This is a genomic window from Sphingopyxis sp. NJF-3 (genome assembly GCF_053514865.1).
Window position 1 is genome coordinate 843,154 of the sequence record NZ_CM130726.1, and the last position, 24,090, is coordinate 867,243.

The 24,090-nt window shown below is 66.7% G+C and carries 24 protein-coding genes and 1 tRNA gene; 18 read left to right on the plus strand and 7 right to left on the minus strand.

Translation table 11 applies throughout. The features are described from left to right. Positions 1-54 precede the first annotated feature (54 nt). From ACOTSS_RS03985 to rdgB, 3 genes are all read left to right on the plus strand, one after another. Positions 55-855 carry a dienelactone hydrolase family protein gene (locus ACOTSS_RS03985; protein WP_448690240.1) on the plus strand — a complete coding sequence of 267 codons (801 nt, stop codon included), beginning with the start codon at positions 55-57 and terminating at the stop codon, positions 853-855. 48 nt (positions 856-903) lie between these two features. Continuing rightward, the gene (gene rph / locus ACOTSS_RS03990; RefSeq protein WP_448690241.1) at positions 904-1,620 is read left to right on the plus strand and encodes a ribonuclease PH; all 717 of its coding nucleotides are present in this window, start codon (positions 904-906) and stop codon (positions 1,618-1,620) included. A gap of 190 nt (positions 1,621-1,810) precedes the next feature. Beyond that, on the plus strand, positions 1,811-2,452 hold the full coding sequence (gene rdgB, locus ACOTSS_RS03995) for an RdgB/HAM1 family non-canonical purine NTP pyrophosphatase (protein WP_448690242.1): 642 nt from the start codon (positions 1,811-1,813) through the stop codon (positions 2,450-2,452). Positions 2,453-2,464: 12 nt separating this feature from the next. On the opposite strand, the gene ACOTSS_RS04000 is transcribed toward rdgB, so the two are convergent. After that, positions 2,465-2,701 carry a hypothetical protein gene (locus tag ACOTSS_RS04000; RefSeq protein WP_448690243.1) on the minus strand — a complete coding sequence of 79 codons (237 nt, stop codon included), beginning with the start codon at positions 2,699-2,701 and terminating at the stop codon, positions 2,465-2,467. Positions 2,702-2,837: 136 nt separating this feature from the next. Here ACOTSS_RS04000 and ACOTSS_RS04005 point away from each other — a divergent pair, with 136 nt between their 5' ends. From ACOTSS_RS04005 to ACOTSS_RS04015, 3 genes are all read left to right on the plus strand, one after another. Next, positions 2,838-3,350 carry a DUF2239 family protein gene (locus ACOTSS_RS04005; protein WP_448690244.1) on the plus strand — a complete coding sequence of 171 codons (513 nt, stop codon included), beginning with the start codon at positions 2,838-2,840 and terminating at the stop codon, positions 3,348-3,350. A 31-nt stretch (positions 3,351-3,381) separates the two neighbouring features. Beyond that, the gene (gene hemW, locus ACOTSS_RS04010) at positions 3,382-4,527 is read left to right on the plus strand and encodes a radical SAM family heme chaperone HemW (RefSeq protein WP_448690245.1); all 1,146 of its coding nucleotides are present in this window, start codon (positions 3,382-3,384) and stop codon (positions 4,525-4,527) included. Between the two features lie 101 nt (positions 4,528-4,628). Further along, positions 4,629-5,519, plus strand: a complete 891-nt coding sequence (locus ACOTSS_RS04015; protein ID WP_448690246.1) for a tyrosine-type recombinase/integrase — start codon at positions 4,629-4,631, stop codon at positions 5,517-5,519. Here ACOTSS_RS04015 and ACOTSS_RS04020 read toward each other — a convergent pair. The 4 genes from ACOTSS_RS04020 to rsmI are packed head-to-tail and all read right to left on the minus strand — an operon-like array spanning position 5,516 to position 8,306. Further along, the gene (locus ACOTSS_RS04020) at positions 5,516-6,115 is read right to left on the minus strand and encodes a DedA family protein (RefSeq protein ID WP_448690247.1); all 600 of its coding nucleotides are present in this window, start codon (positions 6,113-6,115) and stop codon (positions 5,516-5,518) included. The genes ACOTSS_RS04015 and ACOTSS_RS04020 overlap by 4 nt on opposite strands. A 23-nt stretch (positions 6,116-6,138) precedes the next feature. After that, on the minus strand, positions 6,139-7,089 hold the full coding sequence (gshB, locus tag ACOTSS_RS04025; protein WP_448690248.1) for a glutathione synthase: 951 nt from the start codon (positions 7,087-7,089) through the stop codon (positions 6,139-6,141). Positions 7,090-7,098: 9 nt separating this feature from the next. Continuing rightward, complete coding sequence (locus ACOTSS_RS04030; protein WP_448690249.1) at positions 7,099-7,449, minus strand: YraN family protein; 351 nt, start codon at positions 7,447-7,449, stop codon at positions 7,099-7,101. Continuing rightward, entirely contained in the window at positions 7,446-8,306 is an 861-nt protein-coding gene (rsmI, locus tag ACOTSS_RS04035; protein ID WP_448690250.1) for a 16S rRNA (cytidine(1402)-2'-O)-methyltransferase, read from the minus strand. Before rsmI ends, ACOTSS_RS04030 begins: the two co-directional genes overlap by 4 nt. Before the next feature lie 10 nt (positions 8,307-8,316). Here rsmI and ACOTSS_RS04040 point away from each other — a divergent pair, with 10 nt between their 5' ends. Together ACOTSS_RS04040 and infC are read left to right on the plus strand one after the other, a co-directional pair. After that, positions 8,317-9,495, plus strand: a complete 1,179-nt coding sequence (locus ACOTSS_RS04040; RefSeq protein ID WP_448690251.1) for a penicillin-binding protein activator — start codon at positions 8,317-8,319, stop codon at positions 9,493-9,495. Positions 9,496-9,668: 173 nt separating this feature from the next. Beyond that, the gene (infC, locus tag ACOTSS_RS04045; RefSeq protein ID WP_095387448.1) at positions 9,669-10,205 is read left to right on the plus strand and encodes a translation initiation factor IF-3; all 537 of its coding nucleotides are present in this window, start codon (positions 9,669-9,671) and stop codon (positions 10,203-10,205) included. Positions 10,206-10,215: 10 nt separating this feature from the next. Here the strand turns inward: infC and ACOTSS_RS04050 are convergent, their stop codons facing one another. Continuing rightward, positions 10,216-10,911: an NRDE family protein gene (locus ACOTSS_RS04050; RefSeq protein WP_448690252.1), complete on the minus strand. Its 696-nt coding sequence runs from the start codon at positions 10,909-10,911 to the stop codon at positions 10,216-10,218. Positions 10,912-11,035: 124 nt separating this feature from the next. Between ACOTSS_RS04050 and ACOTSS_RS04055 the strand changes: the two genes are divergently transcribed. Further along, the gene (locus tag ACOTSS_RS04055; protein ID WP_448690253.1) at positions 11,036-11,473 is read left to right on the plus strand and encodes a hypothetical protein; all 438 of its coding nucleotides are present in this window, start codon (positions 11,036-11,038) and stop codon (positions 11,471-11,473) included. A 24-nt stretch (positions 11,474-11,497) separates the two neighbouring features. Here the strand turns inward: ACOTSS_RS04055 and uvrB are convergent, their stop codons facing one another. Then, positions 11,498-13,684: an excinuclease ABC subunit UvrB gene (gene uvrB, locus ACOTSS_RS04060; RefSeq protein WP_448690254.1), complete on the minus strand. Its 2,187-nt coding sequence runs from the start codon at positions 13,682-13,684 to the stop codon at positions 11,498-11,500. Between the two features lie 98 nt (positions 13,685-13,782). Between uvrB and ACOTSS_RS04065 the strand changes: the two genes are divergently transcribed. From ACOTSS_RS04065 to ACOTSS_RS04105, 9 genes are all read left to right on the plus strand, one after another. Continuing rightward, the gene (locus ACOTSS_RS04065) at positions 13,783-14,328 is read left to right on the plus strand and encodes a DUF3617 domain-containing protein (protein WP_448690255.1); all 546 of its coding nucleotides are present in this window, start codon (positions 13,783-13,785) and stop codon (positions 14,326-14,328) included. Between the two features lie 711 nt (positions 14,329-15,039). Next, entirely contained in the window at positions 15,040-16,776 is a 1,737-nt protein-coding gene (locus ACOTSS_RS04070; protein WP_448690256.1) for a tetratricopeptide repeat protein, read from the plus strand. A gap of 153 nt (positions 16,777-16,929) precedes the next feature. Continuing rightward, entirely contained in the window at positions 16,930-17,166 is a 237-nt protein-coding gene (locus ACOTSS_RS04075; protein WP_184100156.1) for an acyl carrier protein, read from the plus strand. A 168-nt stretch (positions 17,167-17,334) separates the two neighbouring features. Continuing rightward, on the plus strand, positions 17,335-18,597 hold the full coding sequence (fabF, locus tag ACOTSS_RS04080; protein ID WP_448690257.1) for a beta-ketoacyl-ACP synthase II: 1,263 nt from the start codon (positions 17,335-17,337) through the stop codon (positions 18,595-18,597). A gap of 3 nt (positions 18,598-18,600) precedes the next feature. Next, the gene (gene mltG / locus ACOTSS_RS04085; protein ID WP_448690258.1) at positions 18,601-19,530 is read left to right on the plus strand and encodes an endolytic transglycosylase MltG; all 930 of its coding nucleotides are present in this window, start codon (positions 18,601-18,603) and stop codon (positions 19,528-19,530) included. 117 nt (positions 19,531-19,647) lie between these two features. Beyond that, on the plus strand, positions 19,648-20,400 hold the full coding sequence (locus tag ACOTSS_RS04090) for an alpha/beta fold hydrolase (RefSeq protein ID WP_448690259.1): 753 nt from the start codon (positions 19,648-19,650) through the stop codon (positions 20,398-20,400). A gap of 226 nt (positions 20,401-20,626) precedes the next feature. Then, positions 20,627-21,118 carry a 2'-5' RNA ligase family protein gene (locus ACOTSS_RS04095; protein ID WP_448690260.1) on the plus strand — a complete coding sequence of 164 codons (492 nt, stop codon included), beginning with the start codon at positions 20,627-20,629 and terminating at the stop codon, positions 21,116-21,118. A gap of 56 nt (positions 21,119-21,174) precedes the next feature. Next, positions 21,175-21,251, plus strand: a tRNA-Met gene (locus ACOTSS_RS04100). 229 nt (positions 21,252-21,480) lie between these two features. Beyond that, positions 21,481-24,039 (plus strand): TonB-dependent receptor, encoded by a 2,559-nt coding sequence (locus tag ACOTSS_RS04105; protein WP_448690261.1) that lies wholly within the window; start codon positions 21,481-21,483, stop codon positions 24,037-24,039. Positions 24,040-24,090: the final 51 nt, after the last annotated feature.

The window sequence follows — 24,090 nt, forward strand, 5'->3', positions numbered from 1 at the left end:
AGAGGATGCATTCGCGTGGACTTACTCTTAGCCTCCCGCCGGGGGAAAAACCGCATGACCGATCGTCCATTGAACCAGAACGACCCGCTCGACGATTTCGAGCATCGCGACATCGCGCTGCTCGGCCGCAAGCACCGCGTCTACACGATGGGCAGCGGCCCCGCGGTGATCGTGATGACCGAAATGCCCGGCATCAGCCCGCACGTCGCGCGCTTTGCCCGCTGGGTCCGCGACGCCGGCTTCACCGTCTACATGCCGCATATCTTCGGGAAGGATGGCGCAGTGCCGCGCATGCCCGGCGCGCTGTTCACGATGATCGGCGGCTGCATCAGCCGCCAGTTCCGCGCCTTTCAGGCCAATGAAAGCTCGCCCGCGACGCGCTGGCTGCGCGCGCTCGCGGCGCTCGCGCACGAGGAATGCGGCGGCCGGGGCGTTGGCGCGATCGGCATGTGCTTCACCGGCAATTTCGCGCTGTCGATGATGCTCGAACCCGCGGTGCTCGCGCCGGTGCTCTCGCAGCCCTCGCTGCCGCTGAACGACGCTGCGGGGATGCACATCGCTCCCGACGAGCTGGCGGCGGTCAAGGCGCGGATGGAGGCCGAGGATCTGACCGTGCTCGCCTATCGCTTCGAGGGCGACACATTCTGCAAGGCCGCGCGCTTCGCCGCCTATGAGGATGCGCTCGGCGACCGCTTCGTCGGCCGCGTATTGCCCGACAGCGCCGCCAACCCCGACAGCCCGATGAAGAATCCGCACAGCGTCGTCACCATCCACCTGATCGACGAGGCGGGACAGCCGACGGTCGCGGCGCGCGACGAAATCCTCGATTTCTTCCGTATGCGGTTGAGCGAATGAGCGCGCGCGCCTAAGGGCGGCGGCAATCTTCCATCGAAAGGATCTACCATGCGCCCTTCCGGCCGCGCGCCCGACCAGATGCGCTCCATCGCCATCGAACCCGAATTCACCATCCATGCCGAGGGCAGCGTCCTCGTCGCCTTCGGCAACACCAAGGTTCTGGTGACCGCCAGCGTCGAGGAAAAGGTGCCGCCCTTCCTGCGCGGCAAGGGGCAGGGCTGGGTGACCGCCGAATATGGCATGCTCCCGCGCGCGACGCACACCCGCGGCAGCCGCGAGGCGGCGAAGGGCAAGCAGTCGGGGCGGACGCAGGAAATTCAGCGGCTTATCGGCCGCAGCTTGCGCGCCGTCGTCGATATGGCGAAGCTCGGCGAGCGCCAGATCGTCATCGACTGCGACGTCATCCAGGCCGACGGCGGCACGCGCACCGCGTCGATTTCGGGCGCGTGGGTCGCGCTGCGTCTCGCGGTCGACAAGCTGATCGCCGCAGGCGCGCTGACCGCCGACCCGATCGAGGACAAGGTCGCGGCGATCTCGTGCGGCATCTACAAGGGCACCCCGGTGCTCGACCTCGACTATGACGAGGATTCGAACGCCGAGGCCGACGGCAATTTCGTGCTCACCGGCAAGGGGCAGATCGTCGAAGTTCAGGCGAGCGCCGAGGGCGCGACCTACGACGAGGAAGGCCTGCTCCGCCTGCTCCGCCTCGCGCGCATCGGCTGCACCGACATTTTCGCGGCGCAGGCGAAGGCGGTGGGGCGATAGGATCGGGTTGATTGGGCTCGCACAAAGCCACGAAGCCACAAAGATGTGCCATACCGCGAAGCATTGTTTTTATTCATGCGCTGCGTCAGGCCCTCGGTTCATGGAATGAGGGGCCTGTCGGCCTAGGCTTTCTTTGTGGCTTCGTGGCTTTGTGCGAAACGATTTGAACCGACGGAGGATGGATAGACCCATGTCCCACCGCAAACTCACCCCCGGCAAGCTCGTCATCGCAAGCCACAATGCGGGCAAGGTGCGCGAGATTCGGGCGCTGCTCGAACCCTTCGGCATCGATCCGGTGTCGGCGGGCGATCTCGGCCTGCCGGAGCCCGAAGAGACCGGAACGACGTTCCGCGACAATGCGCTGCTCAAGGCGCACGCCAGTGCTACGGCGTCGGGGCTGCCCGCGCTCGCCGACGATAGCGGGCTCGAGGTCGCGGCGCTCGGCGGCCGGCCCGGCGTCTACACCGCCGACTGGGCGGAGCGGCAATGGTTCGAGGGCGAGCCCGGAAAAGATTGGGCCGGACGCGACTGGTATCTGGCGATGGGCAAGGTCGAGGGCCTGCTCGCCGAACAGGGGCTGGGCGTCGATCGAAGCGCGTGCTTCGTCTGCACCCTCGCGCTCGCCTGGCCCGACGGCCATGCCGAGGTTTTCGAGGGGCGGGCGCAGGGGAGCCTGACCTGGCCACCGCGCGGGACGCTGGGCTTCGGTTATGATCCGGTGTTCGTTCCGGTCGACAAATCACTGACCTATGCAGAAATCGACCCGGCGGAGAAACATGCGATCAGCCACCGCGCCGATGCGTTTGCGAAGCTGGTGGCCGAATCGTTTTGAAGCTGCGCCCCGTCAGAGGCGAAACCTGATTTTCCCATCCACCTTGATAAAACGCGATCGCTCGCCTTTTTTCCGCATATCCCATAGCGTCTGTTTGCGGCATTCGGGATCATGGTTGATACGACGGGCGACGAGCCTGCGCATCTCTTCATCGGCAAAGATCAGGTCGTGGGCGCCGTCGATGCTCACGCCAAATTTCTCGCGGGTCCGCTTGACCAGCTGAACAAAATCCCGATTGCCAATCTCCATAGCTTCCTCCGGCATTGCGTTCTGGAGGCAAATCTAACCACGCAGACAATCGCTGCAAAGTGACTATTTTGTGCCCGTCGCATATTTTACCCGGATGTTATTGACAGATATTTTATCCGGGTGTAATTGGCGCGGCATGAACGATATTCAAACCGTAACCGCCTTTCTTGGCGGCAGGAAACTCGCATCGGGATCGCGCGCGGCCGTCCAGCATCTGCTGGAGGAAGGCTATGCAAGCGACCTCGGGTTGATCCTTGTTTTCGACGACGCGACCGGCAAGCTTGCCGACCTCGACTATTGGGACGCCGCGACGCCGGCGCCCACGCCGTCGGCTGGGCGACCCCGGCTGGGCGTCAAGGCGCGCGAGGTGACGCTGTTGCCGCGGCATTGGGACTGGCTCGCGGCGCAGCCCGGCGGTGCCTCCGCCGCGCTGCGCCGGCTGGTCGAGGCGGCGAGCAGGGAGGCAGGCGACGGCCGGACGCGCAAGGATGCCGCCTATCATTTCATGAGCCATATGTGCGGCAACCTGCCGGGCTATGAAGAGGCGCTGCGCGCGCTCTATCGCGACGACGGCGCGGCGTTCGACGGACTGATCGCGGAGTGGCCCGAGGATGTGCGCGGACATATCCGGCATCTGATCGCCGGCTGACATTCGCGCACTCCGCGCCTATGTCGCCTGCATGGCCGAACCGCTCGCCCTTTACGTCCACTGGCCGTTCTGCGTGTCGAAATGCCCCTATTGCGACTTCAACAGCCATGTGCGCGAGCGCGTCGATCAGGCTGCGTGGCTCGCGGCCTTGCTCGCCGATCTGCGGCACGAGGCGGCGCTGCTGCCGGGTCGCAAGATATCCTCGATCTTCTTCGGCGGCGGCACGCCCAGCCTGATGCCGCCCGAAACCGTTGCGGCGGTGATCGCCGCGGCAGATGCGGCGTGGGGGCTGGCGGCGGATTGCGAGATCACGCTCGAAGCCAATCCCAATTCGGTCGAGGTTGCCAATTTTGCGGCGCTGGCGAGCGCGGGGGTCAACCGCGTGTCGATCGGCGTTCAGAGCTTCGATCCGCAAATCCTTGAATTTCTGGGCCGCGCACACAGCGGCGAAGAGGCACGCGCCGCGATCGCGGCGGCGCAGGCGCATTTCGCGCGGGTCAGCTTCGACCTGATCTACGCGCGGCCCGGCCAGACGCTCGCCCCGTGGGAGGTGGAGCTTAGCGAGGCGCTCGCCTTCGGCACCGGCCATCTCTCGCTCTATCAGCTGACCATCGAGCCGGGCACGCGCTTCGCGACGCTCGCGGCGAAAGGCGATCTCGTCATTCCCGATGGCGACGCCGCGGCCGACCTGTTCGACGCGACGCAGGCGCTGACCCGCGGCGCGGGCCTGCCGCGCTACGAAGTGTCGAACCATGCGCGGCCGGGCGAGGAGAGCCGGCACAATCTGACCTATTGGCGCTATGGCGACTATGCCGGCATCGGCCCCGGCGCGCATGGGCGGCGGTGCAAGCAGGCGACCGAGCGGCACAAGAAGCCCGAGAATTTCCTCGCGGCGGTGGAGCGCAACGGGCATGGGCTCAAGGTCGAAACCGATCTGCCTCCGCACGAACGCGCGACCGAGGCGCTACTGATGGGATTGCGACTGACCGAAGGCGTCGATCTGGAGCGCGTCGAGGCGCGCAGCGGGCTGGCACGCGGAGCCTTCGTCGATGCGGACGCGGTAGCGCGGCTCGCGGGGCAGGGGCTGCTTGTCGAGGATGGCGACCGGCTGCGCGTGACCGACGACGGCATCCTTTTGCTCGACAGCATCCTTTCCGAGGTCGTCCGGACGGGCTGAACCCTGCAGCCGTTCGTCCTGAGCTTGTCGAAGGACCGTTTTTCCTTCACCGTCGAAGGGAAGTATGGTGCTTCGACAAGCTCAGCACGAACGGATTTGGAGTGAGCGCAGACCTGATCCGCGACTGGGATGCCCATCTGGCGCATGAGAAGCGCCGGTCGGACCATACGCGCCGCGCCTATATCGCGACCGCGGAGCGTTTTTGCGCCTTCCTGTCGCTGCATCATGGCGGCGCGGTCGACAAGGCGATGCTCCGATCGCTGACCCCGAACGACCTGCGCGCCTATCTCGCCGAGCGGCGCGGCGAGGGGCTGGGCAATGCGTCGGCGGCGCGCGAACTGTCGGCGCTGCGGACCTTCCTGCGCTTCGTCGGCGGATCGGGCGCGAGCGTGCCGCAGATGCGCGGGCCGCGCGTCAAGAAGGGCCTGCCGCGCCCGGTCGCGCCCGCCGAAGCGCTGAACCTCGCGCAGGACGTCGCGGACAACGCCCGGCAGGGCTGGGTCGGCGCGCGCGATTTCGCGCTGCTCCTGCTGCTCTACGGCGCGGGGCTGCGGATCGGCGAGGCGCTGGCGCTGACCGGCGCGGTGCTGCCGCTCGGCGAGGCGCTGCGCGTCACCGGCAAGCGCGGCAAGACGCGCATCGTGCCGATCCTGCCCGCCGTCGCGTCGGCCGTGTCGCGCTATGCCGAGGCTTGCCCCTGGCCGATCGGCAAGGAGACGCCGCTGTTCCTCGGCGCGCGCGGCGGCCCGCTCGCGCCCGGAGTGGTCCGCGCCAGCGTCCGCTCCGCGCGGCGCGCGCTGGGCCTGCCCGAGCGCACGACCCCGCACGCGCTGCGCCACAGCTTCGCGACGCACTTGCTCGCAGGCGGCGCCGATCTCCGCAGCCTGCAGGAACTGCTCGGCCACGCGAGCCTCGCGTCGACGCAGGTCTATACCGCGGTCGACGCCGCGCATCTGCTCGACATCTATCGCAGCGCGCACCCGCGCGCCTAACTCCTTGGCCGCCAGGTGACGACGCGCCAGAGATAGATCAGCACCAGCGACCCGATCGCGACCAGCGCGACCGGCCCCACGAAGGCGTCAAGATTGGCGAAGCGGTCGCCGAACCAGCTTCCGGCGCCCGCCAGCGCTGTGATCCAGATCGTCGAGCCCGCCGCGGTCCAGGCCAGGAACTTCGCCTGGTTCATCCGCACCATCCCCGCGGGCAGCGACACCATCGTCCGCGCGACCGGCATGAAGCGCGCGGCGAAGACGATGCCGGGGCCATATTTGAGGAACCAGCCGTGCAGCCGCTCGACCTCGGCCCAGTCGAGCGTCAGCCAGCGCCCGTGCCGGTCGATGAAGGGCTTGAGCCGCTCATAGCCGATCCAGCGCCCGATCGCGTACCAGACCCAATTGCCCGCGGTTGTCCCCGCGACCGCGACCGCGATCAATGTCCAGAAATCGAACCGGCCCTGCGCGACGGCGATGCCGCCGAGGCCCATGATCACCTCCGACGGAATCGGCGGGAAAACATTTTCCAGCACCATCAGCACGAAAATGCCGAGATAGCCCCAGCCCTGGATCAGATCGAGAATGAAACCGGTCATGCGAAAGTTTACGCCGGCGGGCGTCAGCCGATCCGCCGAGCGATCGCGTCCCAGATCATCGCCGCCGTGTCGGTGCCGTTGAAGCGATCGATCGCGACGATGCCGGTGGGCGAGGTGACGTTGATCTCGGTCAGCCATTCGCCGCCGATCACGTCGATGCCGACGAAGATCAGCCCGCGCTCCCTGAGTTTCGGGCCGAGCGCGGCGCAGATTTCCTTTTCGCGCGGGCTCAGTTCGGCGGCCTCGGCATAACCGCCGACCGCGAGGTTCGAGCGGAATTCGCCTTCGCCGGGCTTGCGGTTGATCGCGCCCGCGACCTCGCCGTCGATCAGCACGATGCGCTTGTCGCCTTCGCGCACGCTGGGCAGGAACTGCTGGACCATGAAGGGCTCGAGCCACACCTGTCCGAACAGCTCGACGAGCGCGCCGAGATTGGTGCCGGCCTCGTCGATGCGGAACACCGCCTTGCCGCCGTTGCCGTGCAGCGGCTTGATGACCAGCGCGCCGTGGCGCCGGTGGAAATCCTTCACCGCCTCGAGATCGCGGGTCACCATCGTCGGCGGCATGAACTCGGCGAAGTCGAGCACGAACACCTTCTCGGGCGCGTTGCGGACCGAGACCGGGTCGTTGACCACCAAAGTCTCATGCGCGATCCGTTCGAGCAGCCAGGTGCCGGTCAGATAACCGAGGTCGAAGGGCGGGTCCTGCCGCATCAGCACGACGTCGACGTCGCGGCCGAGGTCGAGGGTCACCGCCTCGCCGAAGCGGTAATGCGCGCCCGCTTCGCGCTGGACGTCGAGCACCGGATGCGCGCGCGTGGTCAGCCGCCCGGCCTCCCAGGTCAGCGAACGCACGTCGTAATGATAGAGGCTGTATCCGCGGTCCTGCGCGCTCAGCATCAGGGCGAAGCTGCTGTCGCCGGCGATGTTGATGCCGTCCATCGGGTCCATTTGCACCGCGGCGCGCAGGGTCATCGGGGTCTCCTAGGGTTGCCAGACGTGGACCAGATGGCGCGGCAGGCGCCGCGGCGCAAGGAGCATCACGTCGATCCGGATGCTGTCGGCGGCGCGCGCGAAGCGCGGGCTCAGCATTTCCGCCGCCGCCGCGACGCGGCGCAGGCGATATTCGTCGATCGCATGGTCGAGATCTTCGACGCGGTCGCGCCACTTCACCTCGACGAAGGCGATCGTGCGCCCGCGCCGCGCGACCAGGTCGACCTCGCCCACCGGCACGCGCAGCCGCCGGCCGACGATGCGCCAGCCGTGGAGGCGCAGCCACCAGGCGGCGCGGCGCTCGGCCCGGCGCCCGCGCGCTTCGGCGGCGGCGCGGTTCATTCGCCTCCCTTTAGCGTCAGCGCGCGGGCGTAGAGATCGTGCCGGTCGCGCCCGAAGCGCTTCGCCACCTCCTTCGCGGCTTTGGCGACCGGCTGCTCGGCCAGCACCGCGCGGAGCGCGGCATCGACGGTCGCGTCGTCGGCCTCTTCGGCGATGCCGTCGGCGGGCGGCGCGACGACGATCACGATCTCGCCCTTGGGCGGCGCCTCGGCATAGCGCGCCGCGAGTTCGGCCAGGGGGCCGGTCACGCATTCCTCGTAGAGCTTGGTGATCTCGCGCGCGACCGCCGCGTCGCGGTTGCCGAGCCCCTCGGCGAGCGCGCCGAGCGACGCGCCGAGGCGCGGTCCGCTTTCATAGAAGACAAGGCTGGCGCGCAGCCCCGCGAACTCGGCGATCGTGTCGGCGCGCGCCTTCGCCTTCGAGGGCAGGAAACCGGCGAAGAGGAAGCGATCGCTCGGCAGCCCCGACAGGGTGATCGCGGCGATCGCGGCGCAAGGGCCGGGAAGGGTGGTGACAAGCCGCCCGGCCGCGCGGGCGTCGCGCACAAGCTTGTAGCCGGGGTCCGAAATCAGAGGCGTTCCGGCGTCCGACACCAGGACCACGACTTTGTCGGCCATCTGCGCAACCAAGGCGGCGCGGGTGCGTTCGTCGCTGTGATCGTGATAGGGGGTCATCGGAACACGCAAACCCAGATGCGACAGCAGCTTCGCGGTCACCCGCGTGTCTTCGGCCGCGATCAGGTCGGCGCGCGCCAGCACCGACGCGGCGCGCGCGCCGATGTCGCCGAGGTTGCCGATGGGGGTCGCCACGATATAGAGACCGGGCAAGGGAGAATATGAAATGGTCGAATCCGGCATGACGCCGAAAATGGCAGAAACTGCCGTCCGGCGCCAAGACAATGCGTCGCCGCGCCGGCATTTGCTGCGCGGGCTGGGCGTCATGGCGCTCGGCGGGCTGCTCGCGGCGTGCCAGGTCGTGCCGAAAACCGCGGGTCCGCCGCCGCCGCCCGAAAAGCCCGACACGATCGAACCCGGCCTGCCGACCGATACCGACCGCCACCGCGTCGCGCTGCTGGTGCCCGAAACGGGTACCAATGCCGACGTCGGCACCGCGATCGCCAATGCGACGACGATGGCGCTGCTCGACGCGCGCGCCGATAAGGTGCGCATCACCACCTACGATACCGCGCTCGGCGCCGCCGCCGCGGCGCGGCAGGCGGTTGCAGACGGCAACAAGCTGATCCTCGGGCCGCTGCTCAGCGAGGATGTCGCCGCGGTCGCCCCGATCGCGCGCGCGGCGAAGGTGCCGGTGCTCAGCTTCTCCAACGATACAAGCGTCGCCGGCAACGGCGTCTTCATCATGGGCTTCGTGCCCGGCCAGTCGGTCGAGCGTGTCGTCGCCTATGCGCGCGGCAAGGGGCATGTGCGCTTCGGCGCGCTGGTGCCCAAGAATGTCTATGGCGAACGCTCGGCCGCTGCCTTCCGCTCGGCGGTTGCGGCCTCCGGCGGCACGCTCGTCGCCGTCGAATCCTATGATCATAACGCGGCGGCGATGTCGGGCGCGGCGCGCCGGCTGGCCAATGCGGGCGATATCGACGCGGTACTGATCGCCGATGCGGGCGGCAACGCGGTGCGCGCGGTGCCGGTGATCAAGAGCAATGGCGACCGGCAGATTCTCGGTACCGAGCGGTGGAATACCGATGCCTCGCTGGGGAGCAGCGCGGCGATGCGCGGCGCCTGGTTCGCCAGCGTGTCCGACGGCCTCTATCGCCAGATGGCGACGCAGTATCGCCAGCGCTACGGCAAGGCACCCTACCGCCTGTCGAGCCTCGGCTATGATGCCGTGCTGCTCACCGTGCGAATCGCGCGCGAGTGGAAACCGGGGACGAACTTCCCGACGGGCCGCCTGCTGGCGCCCGATGGGTTCGGCGGAATCGACGGGATTTTCCGCTTCGACAAACGCGGGATCGCGGTGCGCGCGCTCGAGGTCAGCGAAGTCGGTGCGGGCGGATTCCGCGTCATCGACCCTGCGCCGACGAAGTGGTGATCGCCGTCAGGGCGTGACTTCGCCGCCACAGTCGGGCGAAAACTGCGGTCGCTTTGCCACAGGCGGCCTTTACGACGCGCCCGCGTTCACTATATGAGCGCGAGACGCGCCGCATGGCGATGCGCCGCGCTCGCTCGTCAATGATTTCAGGAGATACAGCTATACGCCCGCCCATGACCCGCCGCCCGCTTGGACCAACACCGCCCAAAAACGGCCCGCGATACAATGAATTCATCGCCTCCCCCAAGGTCCGCGTGATCGACGAGGAAGGCGAAAATCTGGGCGTGATGCTGACTGCCGAAGCGATCGAACAGGCGGCCGAGGTGGGCCTTGATCTGGTCGAAGTCTCCCCGAACGCCGATCCGCCGGTGTGCAAGTTCCTCGACGTCGGCAAATTCAAGTACGAAGCGCAGAAAAAGGCGAATCTGGCGCGCAAGAGCCAGAAGACGCAGGAAATCAAAGAGATCAAGATGCGTCCGAACATCGACGATCATGATTTCGACGTGAAGATGAAGAAGGTCTTCGACTTCCTCGAGGAAGGCGACAAGGTCAAGATGACCATGCGCTTCCGCGGCCGCGAGATGAGCCACACCCAGCTTGGCCTCAACGTCCTCCAGCGCGTCGCCGAAATGACCGCCGAGGTCGCGAAGGTCGAGGCGCACCCTCGCACCGAGGGCCGCCAGATGCTGATGGTGCTGGCGCCGAAATAGGAAATCCGGCTCAGCCGGAGCGAAATTCGAGGGCGGTCGTTCCATCGGGACGGCCGCCCGCTTCGTATCGGCGCTCGGTGATCCGTGCGGTGCCGTCCGCAGCGACCGCGATCAGCGTCGAGCAGCGCGTGCCATAGACCTCGCCGCGCAGGAACAGCGCCGGGTCGCTCGTCGCGCTCAGCGTGTCGAGCAGGCCGTCGGGCGCGATGCCGGCGTCAACCACCGCGCCGAGCGCCGCACGCAGCCGCTCGGCGCGCGGGCAGGGCCGGTCGATCGACTCGTTGGCGAGCGCATGGACGCCGGGTTCCAGCGACAGGATGCGCGCCCCCGGCCGGTTGGTGAGCAGGCGCGCCTCGCCGTCCACCGCGAACAGGTTGAAGGCGTTGAAGCGATCGAGATCGGCCGCGGTCGGGTCGGCGAAGCGGCCCTCGCCGCGCAGCATGTCGACGACGAGCACGCCGCGTGATTCTTTCGCCGGATCGGGCATGGCGCCGCGCACATTGGTCACGACGACGACGCGCCCGCTCGGCGCATGCGCCCCCAGCCACGTCCCGCCCGCCAGCAGGTCGCGTCCCGCGACGATGCCGCTACCATCGTCCCATGCGGCGAGCGCGGCGCTGGGGCGTTCGTGAAACTCGTCGCGATTGCCGACGAGGATCAACGGCCAGTCCGGATGGACCCGCCAGGCGAGGGCGACGACGCACATGGCGCGCCTATCGCGCGGCGGCGAGCGCTTGCCAAGGGCCGTGCGCTGTCATGACAAAATAATACAGTTCCGCGCGGGGCCGAAGCGTGGTAGATTGCGCCGGTTCAATGGGGAGGGGTTCGCCATGAATACAACCGTCAAGACACCGTGGCACCTGTGGGTCGTCGGAGTGCTGTCCTTGTTGTGGAACGCGATGGGCGCGTACGACTTTACCATGACGAAGCTCGACGCCGCGACCTATCTTGCCGATTTCACACCCGACCAGCAGGTCTATTTTACCAGCTTCCCGATGTGGGCCAATATCGGCTGGGCACTGGGCGTGTGGGGATCGGTCCTCGGTTCGCTGCTGCTCCTCGTGCGTAGCCGCCACGCCGTGACCGCCTTCATCGTCTCGTTGATCGGCCTTGCGATCAGCAGCATCTACCAGTTCGGGATGCACTGGGGCGACCTGCAACGGATGTTCGGGAACTTTCCTGCGATCTTCACCGCGATCATCTGGGTCGTCGCAATCGCGCTGTTTCTCTATGCCCGGCGGCAGACTGCGGCGGGGCTGCTGCGCTGAGCTGATGCCGATGGTGGGGACTTCTTATCGCCCCCACTTCGTCTTGCTCTGCTTCCCGAAACGCCCCTTGCGCGTGCCGGGCTTGCCCTCGTTCGAGCGGCCGACCATCGGCGCCACCTGCTGGTCGGCTGGCAGGCCCAGCTCGTCGGCTTCGAGCTTGCGGATTTCATCGCGCAACCGCCCAGCTTCCTCGAACTCCAGATCGGCAGCGGCGTCGCGCATCCTCTTTTCAAGGTCGGCGATATAGGCGCGCAGATTATGGCCGACCATATGGTCGGGCTTGTCCTCGCCGAGGTCGATCGTCACCTGATCCTTCGACGCGACATGCGCGATGATGTCGCCGATGTTGCGCTTGATCGTCGTCGGGGTGATACCGTGTTCGTCGTTATACGCCTGCTGCTTCTCGCGGCGGCGGTCGGTCTCGCGCATCGCGCGTTCCATGCTGCCGGTGATGCGGTCGGCGTAGAGGATGACGCGGCCGTCGACGTTGCGCGCGGCGCGGCCGATCGTCTGGACGAGGCTGGTTTCACTGCGCAGAAAGCCTTCCTTGTCGGCGTCGAGGATCGCGACCAGCCCGCATTCGGGGATGTCGAGCCCTTCGCGCAAGAGGTTGATGCCGACGAGCACATCGAACACCCCGAGGCGCAGGTCGCGGATGATTTCGATGCGCTCCAGCGTCTCGACGTCCGAGTGCATGTAGCGGACCTTGAGCCCCGCTTCGTGGAGGAACTCGGTCAGGTCCTCGGCCATCCGCTTGGTGAGCGTGGTGACGAGGGTGCGATACCCCGCCGCCGCGGTCTTCTTCGCCTCGGCGATCAGGTCGTCGACCTGCTCCTCGACCGGCTTGATCTCGACCGGCGGGTCGATGAGGCCGGTGGGGCGGATGACCTGCTCGGCGAAGATGCCCTGGGTGCGGTCCATCTCCCACGTCCCCGGCGTCGCCGACACGCTGACCGTCTGCGGGCGCATCAGATCCCATTCGGCGAAGCGCAGCGGCCGGTTGTCGATGCAGGAGGGCAGACGGAAGCCATATTCGGCCAGCGTGATCTTGCGGCGATGGTCGCCCTTCGACATCGCGCCGATCTGCGGGATCGTCTGGTGGCTCTCGTCGACGAAGAGCAGCGCATTGTCGGGCAGATATTCGAACAGGGTCGGCGGCGGCTCGCCGGGGAGGCGCCCAGTGAGGAAACGGCTGTAATTCTCGATCCCCGCGCATGATCCGGTCGCGGCGATCATTTCGAGGTCGAAGTTGGTGCGCTGTTCCAATCGCTGCGCCTCGAGCAGCCGCCCCTCGGCCTCGAGCTCCTTCAGCCGCTCGGCAAGCTCGTGGCGGATCGCCTCGGTCGCCTGCTTGAGCGTCGGTCCCGGCGTCACATAGTGGCTGTTGGCGTAGACGCGGACATAATTCAGGTTCGCGATCTTCTTGCCGGTCAGCGGGTCGAACTCGGTGATCTCCTCGATCTCGTCGCCAAAGAAGCTGACGCGCCACGCCATATCTTCATAATGCGACGGGAAGATCTCCAGGCTGTCGCCGCGGACGCGAAAATTGCCGCGCGCAAAGGCCTGGTCGTTGCGCTTGTACTGGAGCGCGACGAGCTTGCGGATGATCTCGCGATTGTCGGCGATCTGGCCCTTCTTCAAATCGAAGATCATCGCCGAATAGGTCTCGACCGATCCGATGCCATAGAGGCACGACACCGACGCGACGATGATCACGTCGTCGCGTTCGAGCAGCGCGCGTGTCGCCGAATGGCGCATGCGGTCGATCGCCTCGTTCACGCTCGACTCTTTTTCGATGTAGGTGTCCGACCGCGGCACATAGGCCTCGGGCTGGTAATAGTCGTAATAGCTGACGAAATATTCGACCGCATTGTTCGGGAAGAAGCTCTTGAACTCGCCATAGAGCTGCGCCGCGAGGATCTTGTTGGGCGCGAGGATCAGCGCCGGGCGCTGCAGCTCCTCGATCACCTTCGCCATGGTGAAAGTCTTGCCCGACCCGGTGACGCCGAGCAGCACCTGGTCGCGCTCGCCGTCGCGGGCGGTCGTCACCAGCTCCTCGATCGCGGTCGGCTGGTCGCCCGCGGGGGCATAGTCGCTGACCAGTTCGAACCGCTTGCCGCCCTCGACCTTGTCGGGGCGTGCAGGGCGGTGCGGGACATAGCCCTCCGCGGTGTCGATTTCGTCGAGCGAGGTGCGAATCTGGATGGCCATCGAGGCCAATATGGGACCGCCGGCGCGCCACGGCAATCGGCGCGCAACCATCTGGTCGCACAAGGGTTTCAACTCTGCCCAACAGGAGGATGATACCCATGAAGAAGTTCGTGACGGTGGCGGCGCTGGGCGTCGCTTTGGCGGTGGCTGGCTGCGGCAAATCGGACGATGCCGGGAAAGCGGGCGACACCGCGGACGCGGGCAAGACCGAGAGCACCGCAGCCGCGGGCCCGGTCAAGCGCGAGCCTGGCAACTGGAAAACCGAAGTGAAGCTGGTCAAGTTCGACATGCCGGGCGCGCCCGCCGCCATGAAGGACCAGATGGCCAAGCAGTTCGCCTCGGCCGGCAGCACCGAAACCTGCCTGACGCAGGAGCAGGCCGACCAGGAAGATCTGGCGAACGCCATGTCGAAGGGTTACGGCGATGCCTGCACCTGGTCGAAGAACGAGATCGGTGGTGGCAAGATCGACGTTGCCGGCACCTGCACCGCAAATGGCCAGAAGGTCGATCTGGCGATGGCGGGCACGGTCGAGTCGAAAAAGACCGACATGACGATCACGACCAAGACGGCCGCCCCCACCGGCGGCCAGATGGAAATGCAGATGCAGGTCACCAACACCAACATCGGTCCCTGCAAGGCCTGACGCCGCCAGGCATCGAGATGGAGAGGCGCGCGGCCGGTCGGTCGCGCGCCTTTCTTTTTGGGCAAGCGCCTTTCACGGCTGAGCCGGCCGCAACGCGACGCTACGCCGGGCGAAAAGGGACGGAGAGGGAGCGATTATCCCTTTCGGACACGTGAGCGATCCCCGGTGGAAGCCGGGGTCCGGATGGCGCGCGCCTGAATGGCGGGGACCCCGGCTTTCGCCGGGGATCACCTGCATATGTGTCTTGAGGGTATAAACGCCGGGAGATCGGGGGAGGGGAGCGGACTTGCCGATCGGGAGTAGGTGGGGCTACTGCCCGATCGGCGAAGTCTCAGTGTATGAAGCCGGCGAATCTTGCGAATGGCACCAGGGACCAGCTCGCGCCACTCAACCCACCGACCTCAATTCGTCCACCTGAGACCAGGTCTCAGACCAGACCGCGGCATTGTGGGGAATGCCGCGTCGGGGAAAGATTGACAGCTTCGGTCCGAATGCGGCAGTTACATGGGGTCACGAAGCGGCGTGTAGCCATTTGATAATCAATTATTAACCTCGTTCGACGCTTTTTTCGGGCCGGAAAAGTGGGAACCATGCCCGTCCGGGGGCGTTTGGGATCACTTGTTACCGTTACATGGCAGTAACTGGCTGGTCGAAGGGGCAGTTTGGCGTATCTACCGTGTTCCGCGTTGTCGGGGGGCATATAAGGCTAGCATGGACCGCACCAAGGATAGTGGGACGTCGGAATCCGGCGATACCGACCGGATCATCGCCGATGAGCTGGAACAGCTTCTTGCGTCGCCCCTGTTCGTGCGCTCGCCGGTCCTCTCGCGCCTGCTCCAGTTTCTGGCCGAACACCGGCTGCAGGGCGGACGCAGCGCGCCCAAGGCCTATGCCATCGCGACCGAAGCGCTCGGCCGCAGCGCCGATTTCGATCCCGCCGTCGACAGCTATCCGCGCGTCATGGTCGGGCGGCTGCGCAGCCTGCTCGACCGCTATTATGTCGATACCCCGTGGATCCATCGCCTCCGGGTGCCGCAGGGTAGCTACGAGATCGTCGTGCAATATCGCGCGTCGCCGCCGTCGCGGCCGGGCGATGCCTCCGCCGCAGGCGAGGAACCGGCAATCGAACAGCCGGCGGTACGCAGTCCGGACGGTGACCGCCGGACATCGCCGCGCTGGTGGTGGGCGGCGATCGCCGCCGCGGCGCTGATCGCGCTCTTCGCCGCCTGGTGGACATTCGGCGACAAGGGACATTTGCTTGGAAAGGCGCCGGCGCCAGTGCCGCTGCTCGAAGTCAGCGCCCCGGTCGCCGGCGAAACGCCCGAATCGCGCGCGATGGCGCGGGCGCTCGACGGCAAGCTGCGCGACGGATTGCGCCGGTTCGAGCTTGTCGACCTGCTGAGTGCGCGCGCGCCCGATGCCCGGGCCGCGGGTCGCGCCGCTGACTATCGGCTCGACACGTCGATCGTGCGGACGGCGGAGGGCCCGGTCGACGTCACGCTCGTCCTCAACCGCGTCGCGGACCAGCGCGCGATCTGGTCGGACCAGATTCGGGTCGCCGCCGACCAGCTTCCCGAATTCGGCGCGATCGCCCCGTCCATCGCGCAGATCGCAGGCGATTACGGGGTGATCGTGCGCGACCAGGTTCAGCGCGAGCCCGATAATTTCGCCGCGGGCTTTCCCTGCCTCGCGCAGTTCAACCGCATGCGCCAGATGCGCAACGCGACGACCGTCCGCCAGGTCGATAGGTGTCTGCGCGCATCGCTGGCCGAATCGCCGCGCGATCCGGTGCTGCTCAATGCGCTGTCGCTGTTGCGCTTCGGCGACTGGCAGCCGCAGCGCAGCAGCGCCGCGGGCAAGGCGGCGCTGGCCGAAGCGCGGCAGCTCGCCGAGCGAGCCTACGAAAGCGCCCCGGCATCGAGCGCGGGGTTGTTTGCGATGGCGCGGGCGCATTTCTATGCCGGCAATTGCGCGGCGGGAACGCCGATGGGCGATGCGGCTGTGGCGCTCAATCCCTACGATCCCGATCTCGCCGGCTTCCTGGGGCTGTTCAAGGCGTCGTGCGGCGACCTTGCCGGGGGCGAGCCGCTGCTGCGCCGGTCGATCGAGCTCGATTCCACTTACGCGGGCGTTCCCGCGGTCACGCTGGCGTTCATGCTGTCGCAGCGTGGCGAAACCGACGAAGCGCTGGCGATCCTCGACCGCATGCCGTCGCCCAGCAATCTCGAGCCGCAATATCTGATGGTCCGGGCGATCGTGCTCGCGCGGCGGGGGGATGTTGCGGGCGGACGCCGCCTCTGGGGTCAATTGCTCGACTATACCGGCCAGCCGGCGGGCACGCCGCCTGAAAAAGTGCTGCGCCAGTTCATGATCACCCCCGCGGTAATCGCACGATCGGCCGCCACCTTGCGCAATTCGGGCGTTGTCGCCGCGAAACCGGCGGGTTAGGAAGATTCGCGGAAATCCGGGGTGATCCGCGGGGCGGGGCCGAGGGGCGGACTCGTTCGGGCCCCCGGTCGGTGCCAGCCCTCTTGCCAGCCCCGTCGCTGCGCTCTAGGGCAAAACCAACATTCACGACATAGTCAGAAAAAGGAACTGTGCATGAGCGATTCGGCCGAAAAGGTTAAAAAGATCGTCGTCGAACATCTGGGCGTCGAAGCCGAGAAAGTGACCGAGGAAGCGAGCTTCATCGACGATCTGGGCGCCGACAGCCTCGACATCGTCGAACTGGTGATGGCGTTCGAGGAAGAATTCGGCGTCGAGATTCCCGACGACGCGGCGGAAAAGATCGCCACCGTCAAGGACGCGATCGACTATATCGAAGCGAACAAGGGCTAAGAGAGCCCTGTCCGGCGTGGCCGGACGCGGCGGCGACGCCGCCCATGCGTTTCCGGCTTCCCGGTCCCGAGCGCTCGCGCGCAGTGGCTGGGAAGCCTTTTTTATGGATGCGCGCCTGCGAATCTGATGTGGACCCTTGCGGGGGCAGGGCCGACGAAAGGAATGACTATGCGCCGGGTTGTGGTGACGGGACTGGGTTTGGTGACGCCGCTGGGCGGAGACGTCGAAACCAGCTGGGCCAATCTGCTCGCCGGAAAGTCGGGCGCGGGGCAGATCACCCGCTTCGACGCTTCGGATCAGAAATGCACGATCGCGTGCGAGGTGAAGCCCGCCGATCATGAATATGGCTTCGACCCCGGCAAGCGCGTCGACCACAAGGTCCAGCGCCAGGTCGACCCCTTCATCGTCTATGGCATCGACGCCGCGGGGCAGGCGCTCGAGGATGCCGGGCTCACCGACATGAGCGAGGAGGAGCGGCTCAACGCCGGCTGCTCGATCGGCTCGGGCATCGGCGGCCTGCCGGGAATCGAGAGTGAAAGCCTGCTGCTCGCCGAAAAGGGGCCGAGCCGCGTCTCGCCGCACTTTGTCCACGGCCGCCTGATCAACCTGATCTCGGGTCAGGTCAGCATCAAATACGGCCTGATGGGTCCGAACCACGCCGTCGTCACAGCCTGTTCGACCGGCGCCCATTCGATCGGCGACGCGGCGCGGATGATCAAGGATGGCGACGCCGACATCATGCTCGCGGGCGGCGCCGAATCGACGATCTGCCCGATCGGCATCGCCGGCTTCGCGCAGGCGCGCGCGCTGAACATGAGCAGCAACGACGCCCCCGAAAAGGCGAGCCGCCCCTACGACAAGGGCCGCGACGGCTTCGTGATGGGCGAGGGCGCCGGCGTCGTCGTGCTCGAGGAATATGAGCATGCGAAGGCGCGCGGCGCGAAAATCTATGCCGAGGTCGTCGGTTACGGCCTGTCGGGCGACGCCTATCATGTCACGGCGCCGCACCCCGAAGGCTTCGGCGCCTATCGCTCGATGGAGATGGCGCTGAAAAAGGCGGGCATGACCCCCGCCGACATCGACTATATCAACGCCCACGGCACCTCGACGATGGCCGACACGATCGAACTCGGCGCGGTCAAGCGGCTGTTCGGCGACGCGATCGGCGGCGTGTCGATGAGCTCGACCAAGTCGGCGATCGGCCACCTGCTCGGCGGCGCCGGCGCGGTCGAGGCGATCTTCTGCATCCTCGCGATCCGCGACCAGATCGTCCCGCCGACGCTCAATCTCGACGATCCCGACGAGGGCACCGAAGGCGTCGACCTCGTCCCGCACAAGGCGAAGGCGCGCCCCGTCAAGGCGGCGCTCAACAACAGCTTCGGCTTCGGCGGCACCAATGCCAGTCTCGTCTTGAAGGCGGTCGAGGACTGAGCCATGCGCTGGCTGTTCGCAGCCTTGCTGGCCCTCTTGCTCGCCGCCTGCTCGGGCGGCGCGCCACGCGACACCGTCGTCGTGATCCCGCCGGGGGCGAGTATCGCCAGGGCGGGCGAGATCCTCGAACAGGCGGGCGCGACCTCTGCCTCGGGCTTCGTCAATCACGCGCGCTTCTTCGGCGGCGATGCGCCGATCAAGCCCGGCGAATATGAGGTGAAGAAGGGGATGGGCGCGGGCGACATCCTCGAACTGCTCCAATCGGGCAAGACCGTCCAGCGCTTCGTCACGGTGCCCGAAGGCATGCCGTCGATCATGGTGTGGGAACGGCTGATGGCCGAAAAGCGGCTGAAGGGCGAGGTCGCGGTTCCCGCCGAGGGCAGCGTGCTCCCCGACACCTATGCCTATACCACCGGCGAGACGCGCGCCGCGGTGCTGAAGCGGATGCAGGCGGCGATGGACAGGACCTTCGCCGAACTGTGGGCGAAGCGCAGCCCGCGGACCGCGGCGAAGGACCGCAACCAGGCGATCACGCTCGCCTCGATCGTCGAGAAGGAAACCGGCGTTCCCGCCGAGCGCCGCACCGTCGCGGGGGTCTATACCAACCGCCTCGCGGTCGGGATGCGGCTCCAGGCCGATCCGACGATCATCTATCCGATCACCCGGGGCAAACCGCTCGGGCGCCGCATCCTGCGGTCGGAGATTCTCGCGGTGAACGACTATAACACCTATGCGATGATCGGTCTGCCCAAGGGGCCGATCGCCAACCCCGGCAAGGCGTCGATCGCCGCGGTGCTGAACCCCGAACCCAACGACTATCTCTTCTTCGTCGCCAAGGGCGACGGCGGCCACATCTTCGCGCGCACACTCGCCGAGCATAATGCCAATGTCCAGAAATGGTATGAACTGCGCCGCGAGCGCGGGGAGATGTAGGCGCGGCAACCGATGATCGTCGCCCCCGCGAAGGCGGGGGCCGCAGTCGTTTTACGCAGCGCCGCAGGAAAGGCCGACAGCGGCCCCCGCCTTCGCGGGGGTGACGGAGAAGGACAGATGACCACCGCGAAACTCTTCCTCCATGGCGTCCCCGACAGCCCCGCGATCTGGCGCCCGCTGCTCGCCGCGCTCGATCTGGATGACGTGCCCGTCGCGGTGCCCGCGCTGCCGGGCTTCACCGCCCCGCTCCCCGCCGGCTTCCCGGCGACCAAGGAGGCCTATGCCGACTGGGCGGTGGGGGAGGCGGAGGCGCTGGTTGCGGCGCACGGCCCGATCGACATCGTCGGCCACGACTGGGGGGCGCTGATCGCGCAGCGCGTCGCGATGCTGCGTCCCGACCTGATCCGAAGCTGGGCGGTCTCGAACGCGGTGATCGACCCCGACTATCGCGGCCACCGCATCGCGCGCATCTGGAACACGCCGATCCTCGGCGAGATCTTCATGGCGCTGAGCCGGCCCGCGGCGCTCGCCAGGGGGCTCGCCGGACAGGGCATGCCCGCGGACATCGCGGCGGAGGAGGCCGCGCAATGGGCGAACAGGGACAAGCGCCGCGCGATCCTCCGCCTCTATCGCTCGGCGAAGGGATTGAGCTTCGAGCACGACTGGGCGCGCGACATCGGCCGGCTGCCCGCGAAGGGTGCGCTGATCTGGGGCGCGAACGACCCCTATGTCGAGCTTGCGGTGGCGGAGCGCTTCGCCGCGCGCACGGGCACGCCGCTGACGGTGATCGACGGCGCGGGGCATTGGGCGATCGCCGAACGGCCCGCCGAGGTCGCCGCGGCGCTGACGCGTTTCTGGAACGATCTGTAGGAACGGGGTTTTTCGCCATGATTGGCGTGGACGATCATTGTGACCCAATAAATCGATTGGATCGTTTGGCGGCGATCGGCGAAAGGCGCTGGCAACGAGACAGGGCGTCCCATGGATTTCGGCCATCCCCCTCCCGCCGCCTCCATCCCGTCTCGTGAACAGCGACCCGGGCCTCCCCCCTCCCGTCCGGGCCTCTGGGGCCGCGCCCGTCATCGTCACCGCGACGATGGGCGCGGCAGACCAGCGCCATTTCGACGCTTTGCGCGCTGCGCATTTCCCGCCCGAGCGTAATCGCGTTCCGGCACACATCACGCTTTTCCGCCAGCTGCCGCCATCGAGTCTCGACGAGTTGAAGGAGCTGGTGCGGCGCGTTGCAGCCGATACGCCGCCGCCCGCGGCCCTGATCGCGGGCGTTTACTCACTCGGAACGGGGGTCGCGTTCCGCATCGCCAGTCCCGACCTTCTCGCCATCCGCGCTCGCCTTGCCGACCGGCTCGCGGGCCTTCTCACCGCGCAGGACCGCGGCACACCCCGGCTTCACATCACGGTGCAGAACAAGGTCGTGCCCGAAGCCGCACGGGCGCTGCTCGCCGATCTCGCGCGGAGCGCCCGTTCGCGCCCGCTGGCGATCACTGGCCTTGCTGCACATCATTATCGCGGCGGCCCGTGGGAACTCGCCTTTTCGCGGAATTTTCGTGCGCAGCGCGGAGCATATTGACCGCGGCTACCGCCATGCTTATAGGCGCGGCTCGCCCGAATACGGCGGCCTTTCGGGGCGGAGTAGCTCAGCCGGTTAGAGCAGCGGAATCATAATCCGCGTGTCGGGGGTTCGAGTCCCTCCTCCGCTACCATCTTCCCTTTGCCGGCAGTCACAGGATCCCTCGGAATAGCGGGCGGCGGCCGGCTACGACGCTTCCGTAGCGTAAACTGTTGCTTTTTAGTCACAAATGCGCCGTGAAATCGGCTTGCTTCCGTGCGTCGCGTTGACCTTGCGAGCCGGCCTATTACAGCCATCAGTCACCGGTGGAGCATCCCCTCTTGAGGCCATAGGGCCTGAGCTTCGCCGGTTGGAGAGACATGATGACTTTGCGCAACCTCTTGTTGGGCGCCACCATGCTGTGCGCCGCGACGACCCCCGCTTTCGCCTTCGCCCAGGACGCCGCGCCCGCCGACGACGCTGCGGCGCCGACCGATACCGTCGATTATGGCAACGACATCATCGTCACCGCGTCGAAGCGGTCGCAGACGCTGCAGGACACGCCGGTCGCGGTTTCGGTGACCTCGGCCGCCGACCTCGAGAATTCGCAGATCCGCGATCTCATCGATCTCCAGAGCTCGGTCCCCAGCCTGCGCGTGAGCCAGCTCCAGTCGAGCGCCAACACCAATTTCGTCATCCGCGGCTTCGGTAACGGCGCCAACAATGCCGGCATCGAGCCTTCGGTCGGCGTCTTCATCGACGGCGTCTACCGCTCGCGCTCGGCCGCCCAGGTTGGCGACCTGCCGAATGTGGAGCGCATCGAGGTGCTGCGCGGTCCGCAATCGACGCTGTTCGGCAAGAACGCCTCGGCGGGCGTGATCAGCATCATCACGCAGAAGCCGCAGTTCGAATTCGGCGGCTCGCTCGAGGCGAGCTACGGCAATTACGACGCGATCGTCGTCAAGGGCGACATCACCGGGCCGATCAGCGACACGCTCGCCTTCTCGATCGGCGGCAATTACAACCGCCGCGACGGCTATGCCCGCGACCTCCACCTCGATCAGGACGTCAACGACCGCAACCGCTGGGGCGTTCGCGGCCAGCTGCTGTTCGAACCGAGCGACGCGTTGTCGATCCGCCTGATCGGCGATTACGACAAGATCGACGAAAATTGCTGCATCGCGGGCAATGTCGTCGCCGGCCCGACGGTCGACATCACCGACGCGCTGGTCGGCGGACCGAGCGTCGATCGGAACAATCCCTTCTCCTACGATGTCTACAACAATTTCCTGTCGGAGAACCGGATCAAGAACTACGGCGGTTCGGCGCAGATCGACTATGACCTCGGCAACATGGCGCTGACCTCGATCACCGCCTATCGCGAGGTGCGATCCTTCGCCAACCAGGATTCGGACTTCACCGCCGCCGACCTGATCGGCCGCAAGAGCGACGACGTCGCGATCAACACCTTCACCCAGGAAGCGCGCCTGACCTCGGACTTCGACGGCCCGGTCAACTTCCTGCTTGGCGGCTATTATTTCAACGAAAAGATCGACCAGAAGAACCAGCTCTTCTTCGGCGACGATTTCCGCAATTACGGCAATGCGCTGATCCAGGCGGCGAGCGGCGGCGCGTTGAGCGTGCCGGCGCTCGAAACCTTCCTGGGAACCTTCGACGGGAACCCGGCGCAATATGCGGGCCGCTTCTTCCGCGCCGGCGACGGCTTCGACGAAGCCTATCGGATGAAGAACACGTCGTGGTCGATTTTCGGCACGGTCGATTTCGAAATCACCGACCGGCTGACCTTCACCGCGGGCGCCAACTATACGCAGGACCGCAAGCGCTTCTCGACCGATGTGGTCAGCACCGACACCTTCTCGGCGATCGACCTCGACGCGCCGCAATATACGCCCTTCCGTCAGGCGCTTCTCGTCGGGGCGGGTGTCGATCCGGTTACGGCCGCCTATCTGGCCGCGAACCCGACGATCACGCTGCCCGACGGCAGCAGCGCCAACCCGCTCGCCGGGCTGAAGGCGTTCCAGTTCCTGCCGCCCTTCCTCAACGTCCCGAACGCGGTCGAACCCGGCAAGACGCACGACAAGGACCTCGCGTGGAGCGCGCGCCTGGCCTATGAACTGACCGACACGGTCAACGTCTATGCGACCTATGCGACGGGCTTCAAGGCGAGCTCGATCAACCTGTCGCGCGACAGCCGCCCGCTTGCGTCGGACCTCCCCGCGATCGATGCGGCGGGGCTGACCACGCCGAACCTCGTCGGCGGCACGCGCTTTGCGGGGCCGGAGGAATCCGAAGTCTATGAATTCGGGCTCAAGGGCCAGTGGTCGGTCGCGGCGGTCAACCTCGCGGTGTTCAAGCAGTCGATCAAGGGTTTCCAGTCGAACATCTTCACCGGCACCGGCTTCGCGCTCGCCAACGCGGGCAAGCAGTCGACCTGGGGCGTCGAGTTCGACGGCTCGGTGCGGCCGGTCGACGGGCTCAACCTGACGCTCGCCGTGACCTGGCTCGACCCCAAATATGACAGCTTCACCGGTTCGGCCTTCGGCGATATTTCGGGCACCAAGCCTTCGGGCATCCCCGACCTGTCGGCGGCGATGGGGGCGACCTATACCGCCGAGGTCGGCGATGGAAACCGCGCGATCTTCCACGTCGACTATCTCTACGAAAGCCCGACGCGCCTGGTCGACGGCCTGCAGGGTTTCCCCGCCGGCTTCTCCGACCGGTTCAAACGCGAGGTGAACCAGCTCAACGCATCGTTCACCTTCGCGCTGAACAACGGGCTGGAACTCGGGGTCTGGGGCCGCAACCTGACCAATGCGCGCTATCTGACGACGATCTTCCCCGCCGTCGCGCAGTCGGGCAGCGTCTCGGGCTACCCCAGCCAGCCGCGCACCTATGGCGTGACCGGCCGCTTCAAATTCTGACGGGCAGGGCGGGGCGGTCCTTCCGCTCCGCCCGTCTCTCTGGGCAAAGAA

What these genes read in the sequence shown, in the direction of transcription:
- hemW (WP_448690245.1), top strand. Translation starts at nt 3,382, where the DNA reads ATGGCCGAACCGCTCGCCCTTTACGTCCACTGGCCGTTCTGCGTGTCG.
- ACOTSS_RS04095 (WP_448690260.1), top strand. Translation starts at nt 20,627, where the DNA reads ATGGGCGCGGCAGACCAGCGCCATTTCGACGCTTTGCGCGCTGCGCAT.
- fabF (WP_448690257.1), top strand. Translation starts at nt 17,335, where the DNA reads ATGCGCCGGGTTGTGGTGACGGGACTGGGTTTGGTGACGCCGCTGGGC.
- ACOTSS_RS03985 (WP_448690240.1), top strand. Translation starts at nt 55, where the DNA reads ATGACCGATCGTCCATTGAACCAGAACGACCCGCTCGACGATTTCGAG.
- ACOTSS_RS04005 (WP_448690244.1), top strand. Translation starts at nt 2,838, where the DNA reads ATGAACGATATTCAAACCGTAACCGCCTTTCTTGGCGGCAGGAAACTC.
- rdgB (WP_448690242.1), top strand. Translation starts at nt 1,811, where the DNA reads ATGTCCCACCGCAAACTCACCCCCGGCAAGCTCGTCATCGCAAGCCAC.
- ACOTSS_RS04065 (WP_448690255.1), top strand. Translation starts at nt 13,783, where the DNA reads ATGAAGAAGTTCGTGACGGTGGCGGCGCTGGGCGTCGCTTTGGCGGTG.
- ACOTSS_RS04075 (WP_184100156.1), top strand. Translation starts at nt 16,930, where the DNA reads ATGAGCGATTCGGCCGAAAAGGTTAAAAAGATCGTCGTCGAACATCTG.
- mltG (WP_448690258.1), top strand. Translation starts at nt 18,601, where the DNA reads ATGCGCTGGCTGTTCGCAGCCTTGCTGGCCCTCTTGCTCGCCGCCTGC.
- infC (WP_095387448.1), top strand. Translation starts at nt 9,669, where the DNA reads ATGACCCGCCGCCCGCTTGGACCAACACCGCCCAAAAACGGCCCGCGA.
- rsmI (WP_448690250.1), bottom strand. Translation starts at nt 8,306, where the DNA reads ATGCCGGATTCGACCATTTCATATTCTCCCTTGCCCGGTCTCTATATC.
- ACOTSS_RS04055 (WP_448690253.1), top strand. Translation starts at nt 11,036, where the DNA reads ATGAATACAACCGTCAAGACACCGTGGCACCTGTGGGTCGTCGGAGTG.
- ACOTSS_RS04030 (WP_448690249.1), bottom strand. Translation starts at nt 7,449, where the DNA reads ATGAACCGCGCCGCCGCCGAAGCGCGCGGGCGCCGGGCCGAGCGCCGC.
- ACOTSS_RS04000 (WP_448690243.1), bottom strand. Translation starts at nt 2,701, where the DNA reads ATGGAGATTGGCAATCGGGATTTTGTTCAGCTGGTCAAGCGGACCCGC.
- ACOTSS_RS04090 (WP_448690259.1), top strand. Translation starts at nt 19,648, where the DNA reads ATGACCACCGCGAAACTCTTCCTCCATGGCGTCCCCGACAGCCCCGCG.
- ACOTSS_RS04040 (WP_448690251.1), top strand. Translation starts at nt 8,317, where the DNA reads ATGGCAGAAACTGCCGTCCGGCGCCAAGACAATGCGTCGCCGCGCCGG.
- rph (WP_448690241.1), top strand. Translation starts at nt 904, where the DNA reads ATGCGCCCTTCCGGCCGCGCGCCCGACCAGATGCGCTCCATCGCCATC.
- ACOTSS_RS04105 (WP_448690261.1), top strand. Translation starts at nt 21,481, where the DNA reads ATGACTTTGCGCAACCTCTTGTTGGGCGCCACCATGCTGTGCGCCGCG.
- ACOTSS_RS04050 (WP_448690252.1), bottom strand. Translation starts at nt 10,911, where the DNA reads ATGTGCGTCGTCGCCCTCGCCTGGCGGGTCCATCCGGACTGGCCGTTG.
- ACOTSS_RS04020 (WP_448690247.1), bottom strand. Translation starts at nt 6,115, where the DNA reads ATGACCGGTTTCATTCTCGATCTGATCCAGGGCTGGGGCTATCTCGGC.
- uvrB (WP_448690254.1), bottom strand. Translation starts at nt 13,684, where the DNA reads ATGGCCATCCAGATTCGCACCTCGCTCGACGAAATCGACACCGCGGAG.
- ACOTSS_RS04070 (WP_448690256.1), top strand. Translation starts at nt 15,040, where the DNA reads ATGGACCGCACCAAGGATAGTGGGACGTCGGAATCCGGCGATACCGAC.
- gshB (WP_448690248.1), bottom strand. Translation starts at nt 7,089, where the DNA reads ATGACCCTGCGCGCCGCGGTGCAAATGGACCCGATGGACGGCATCAAC.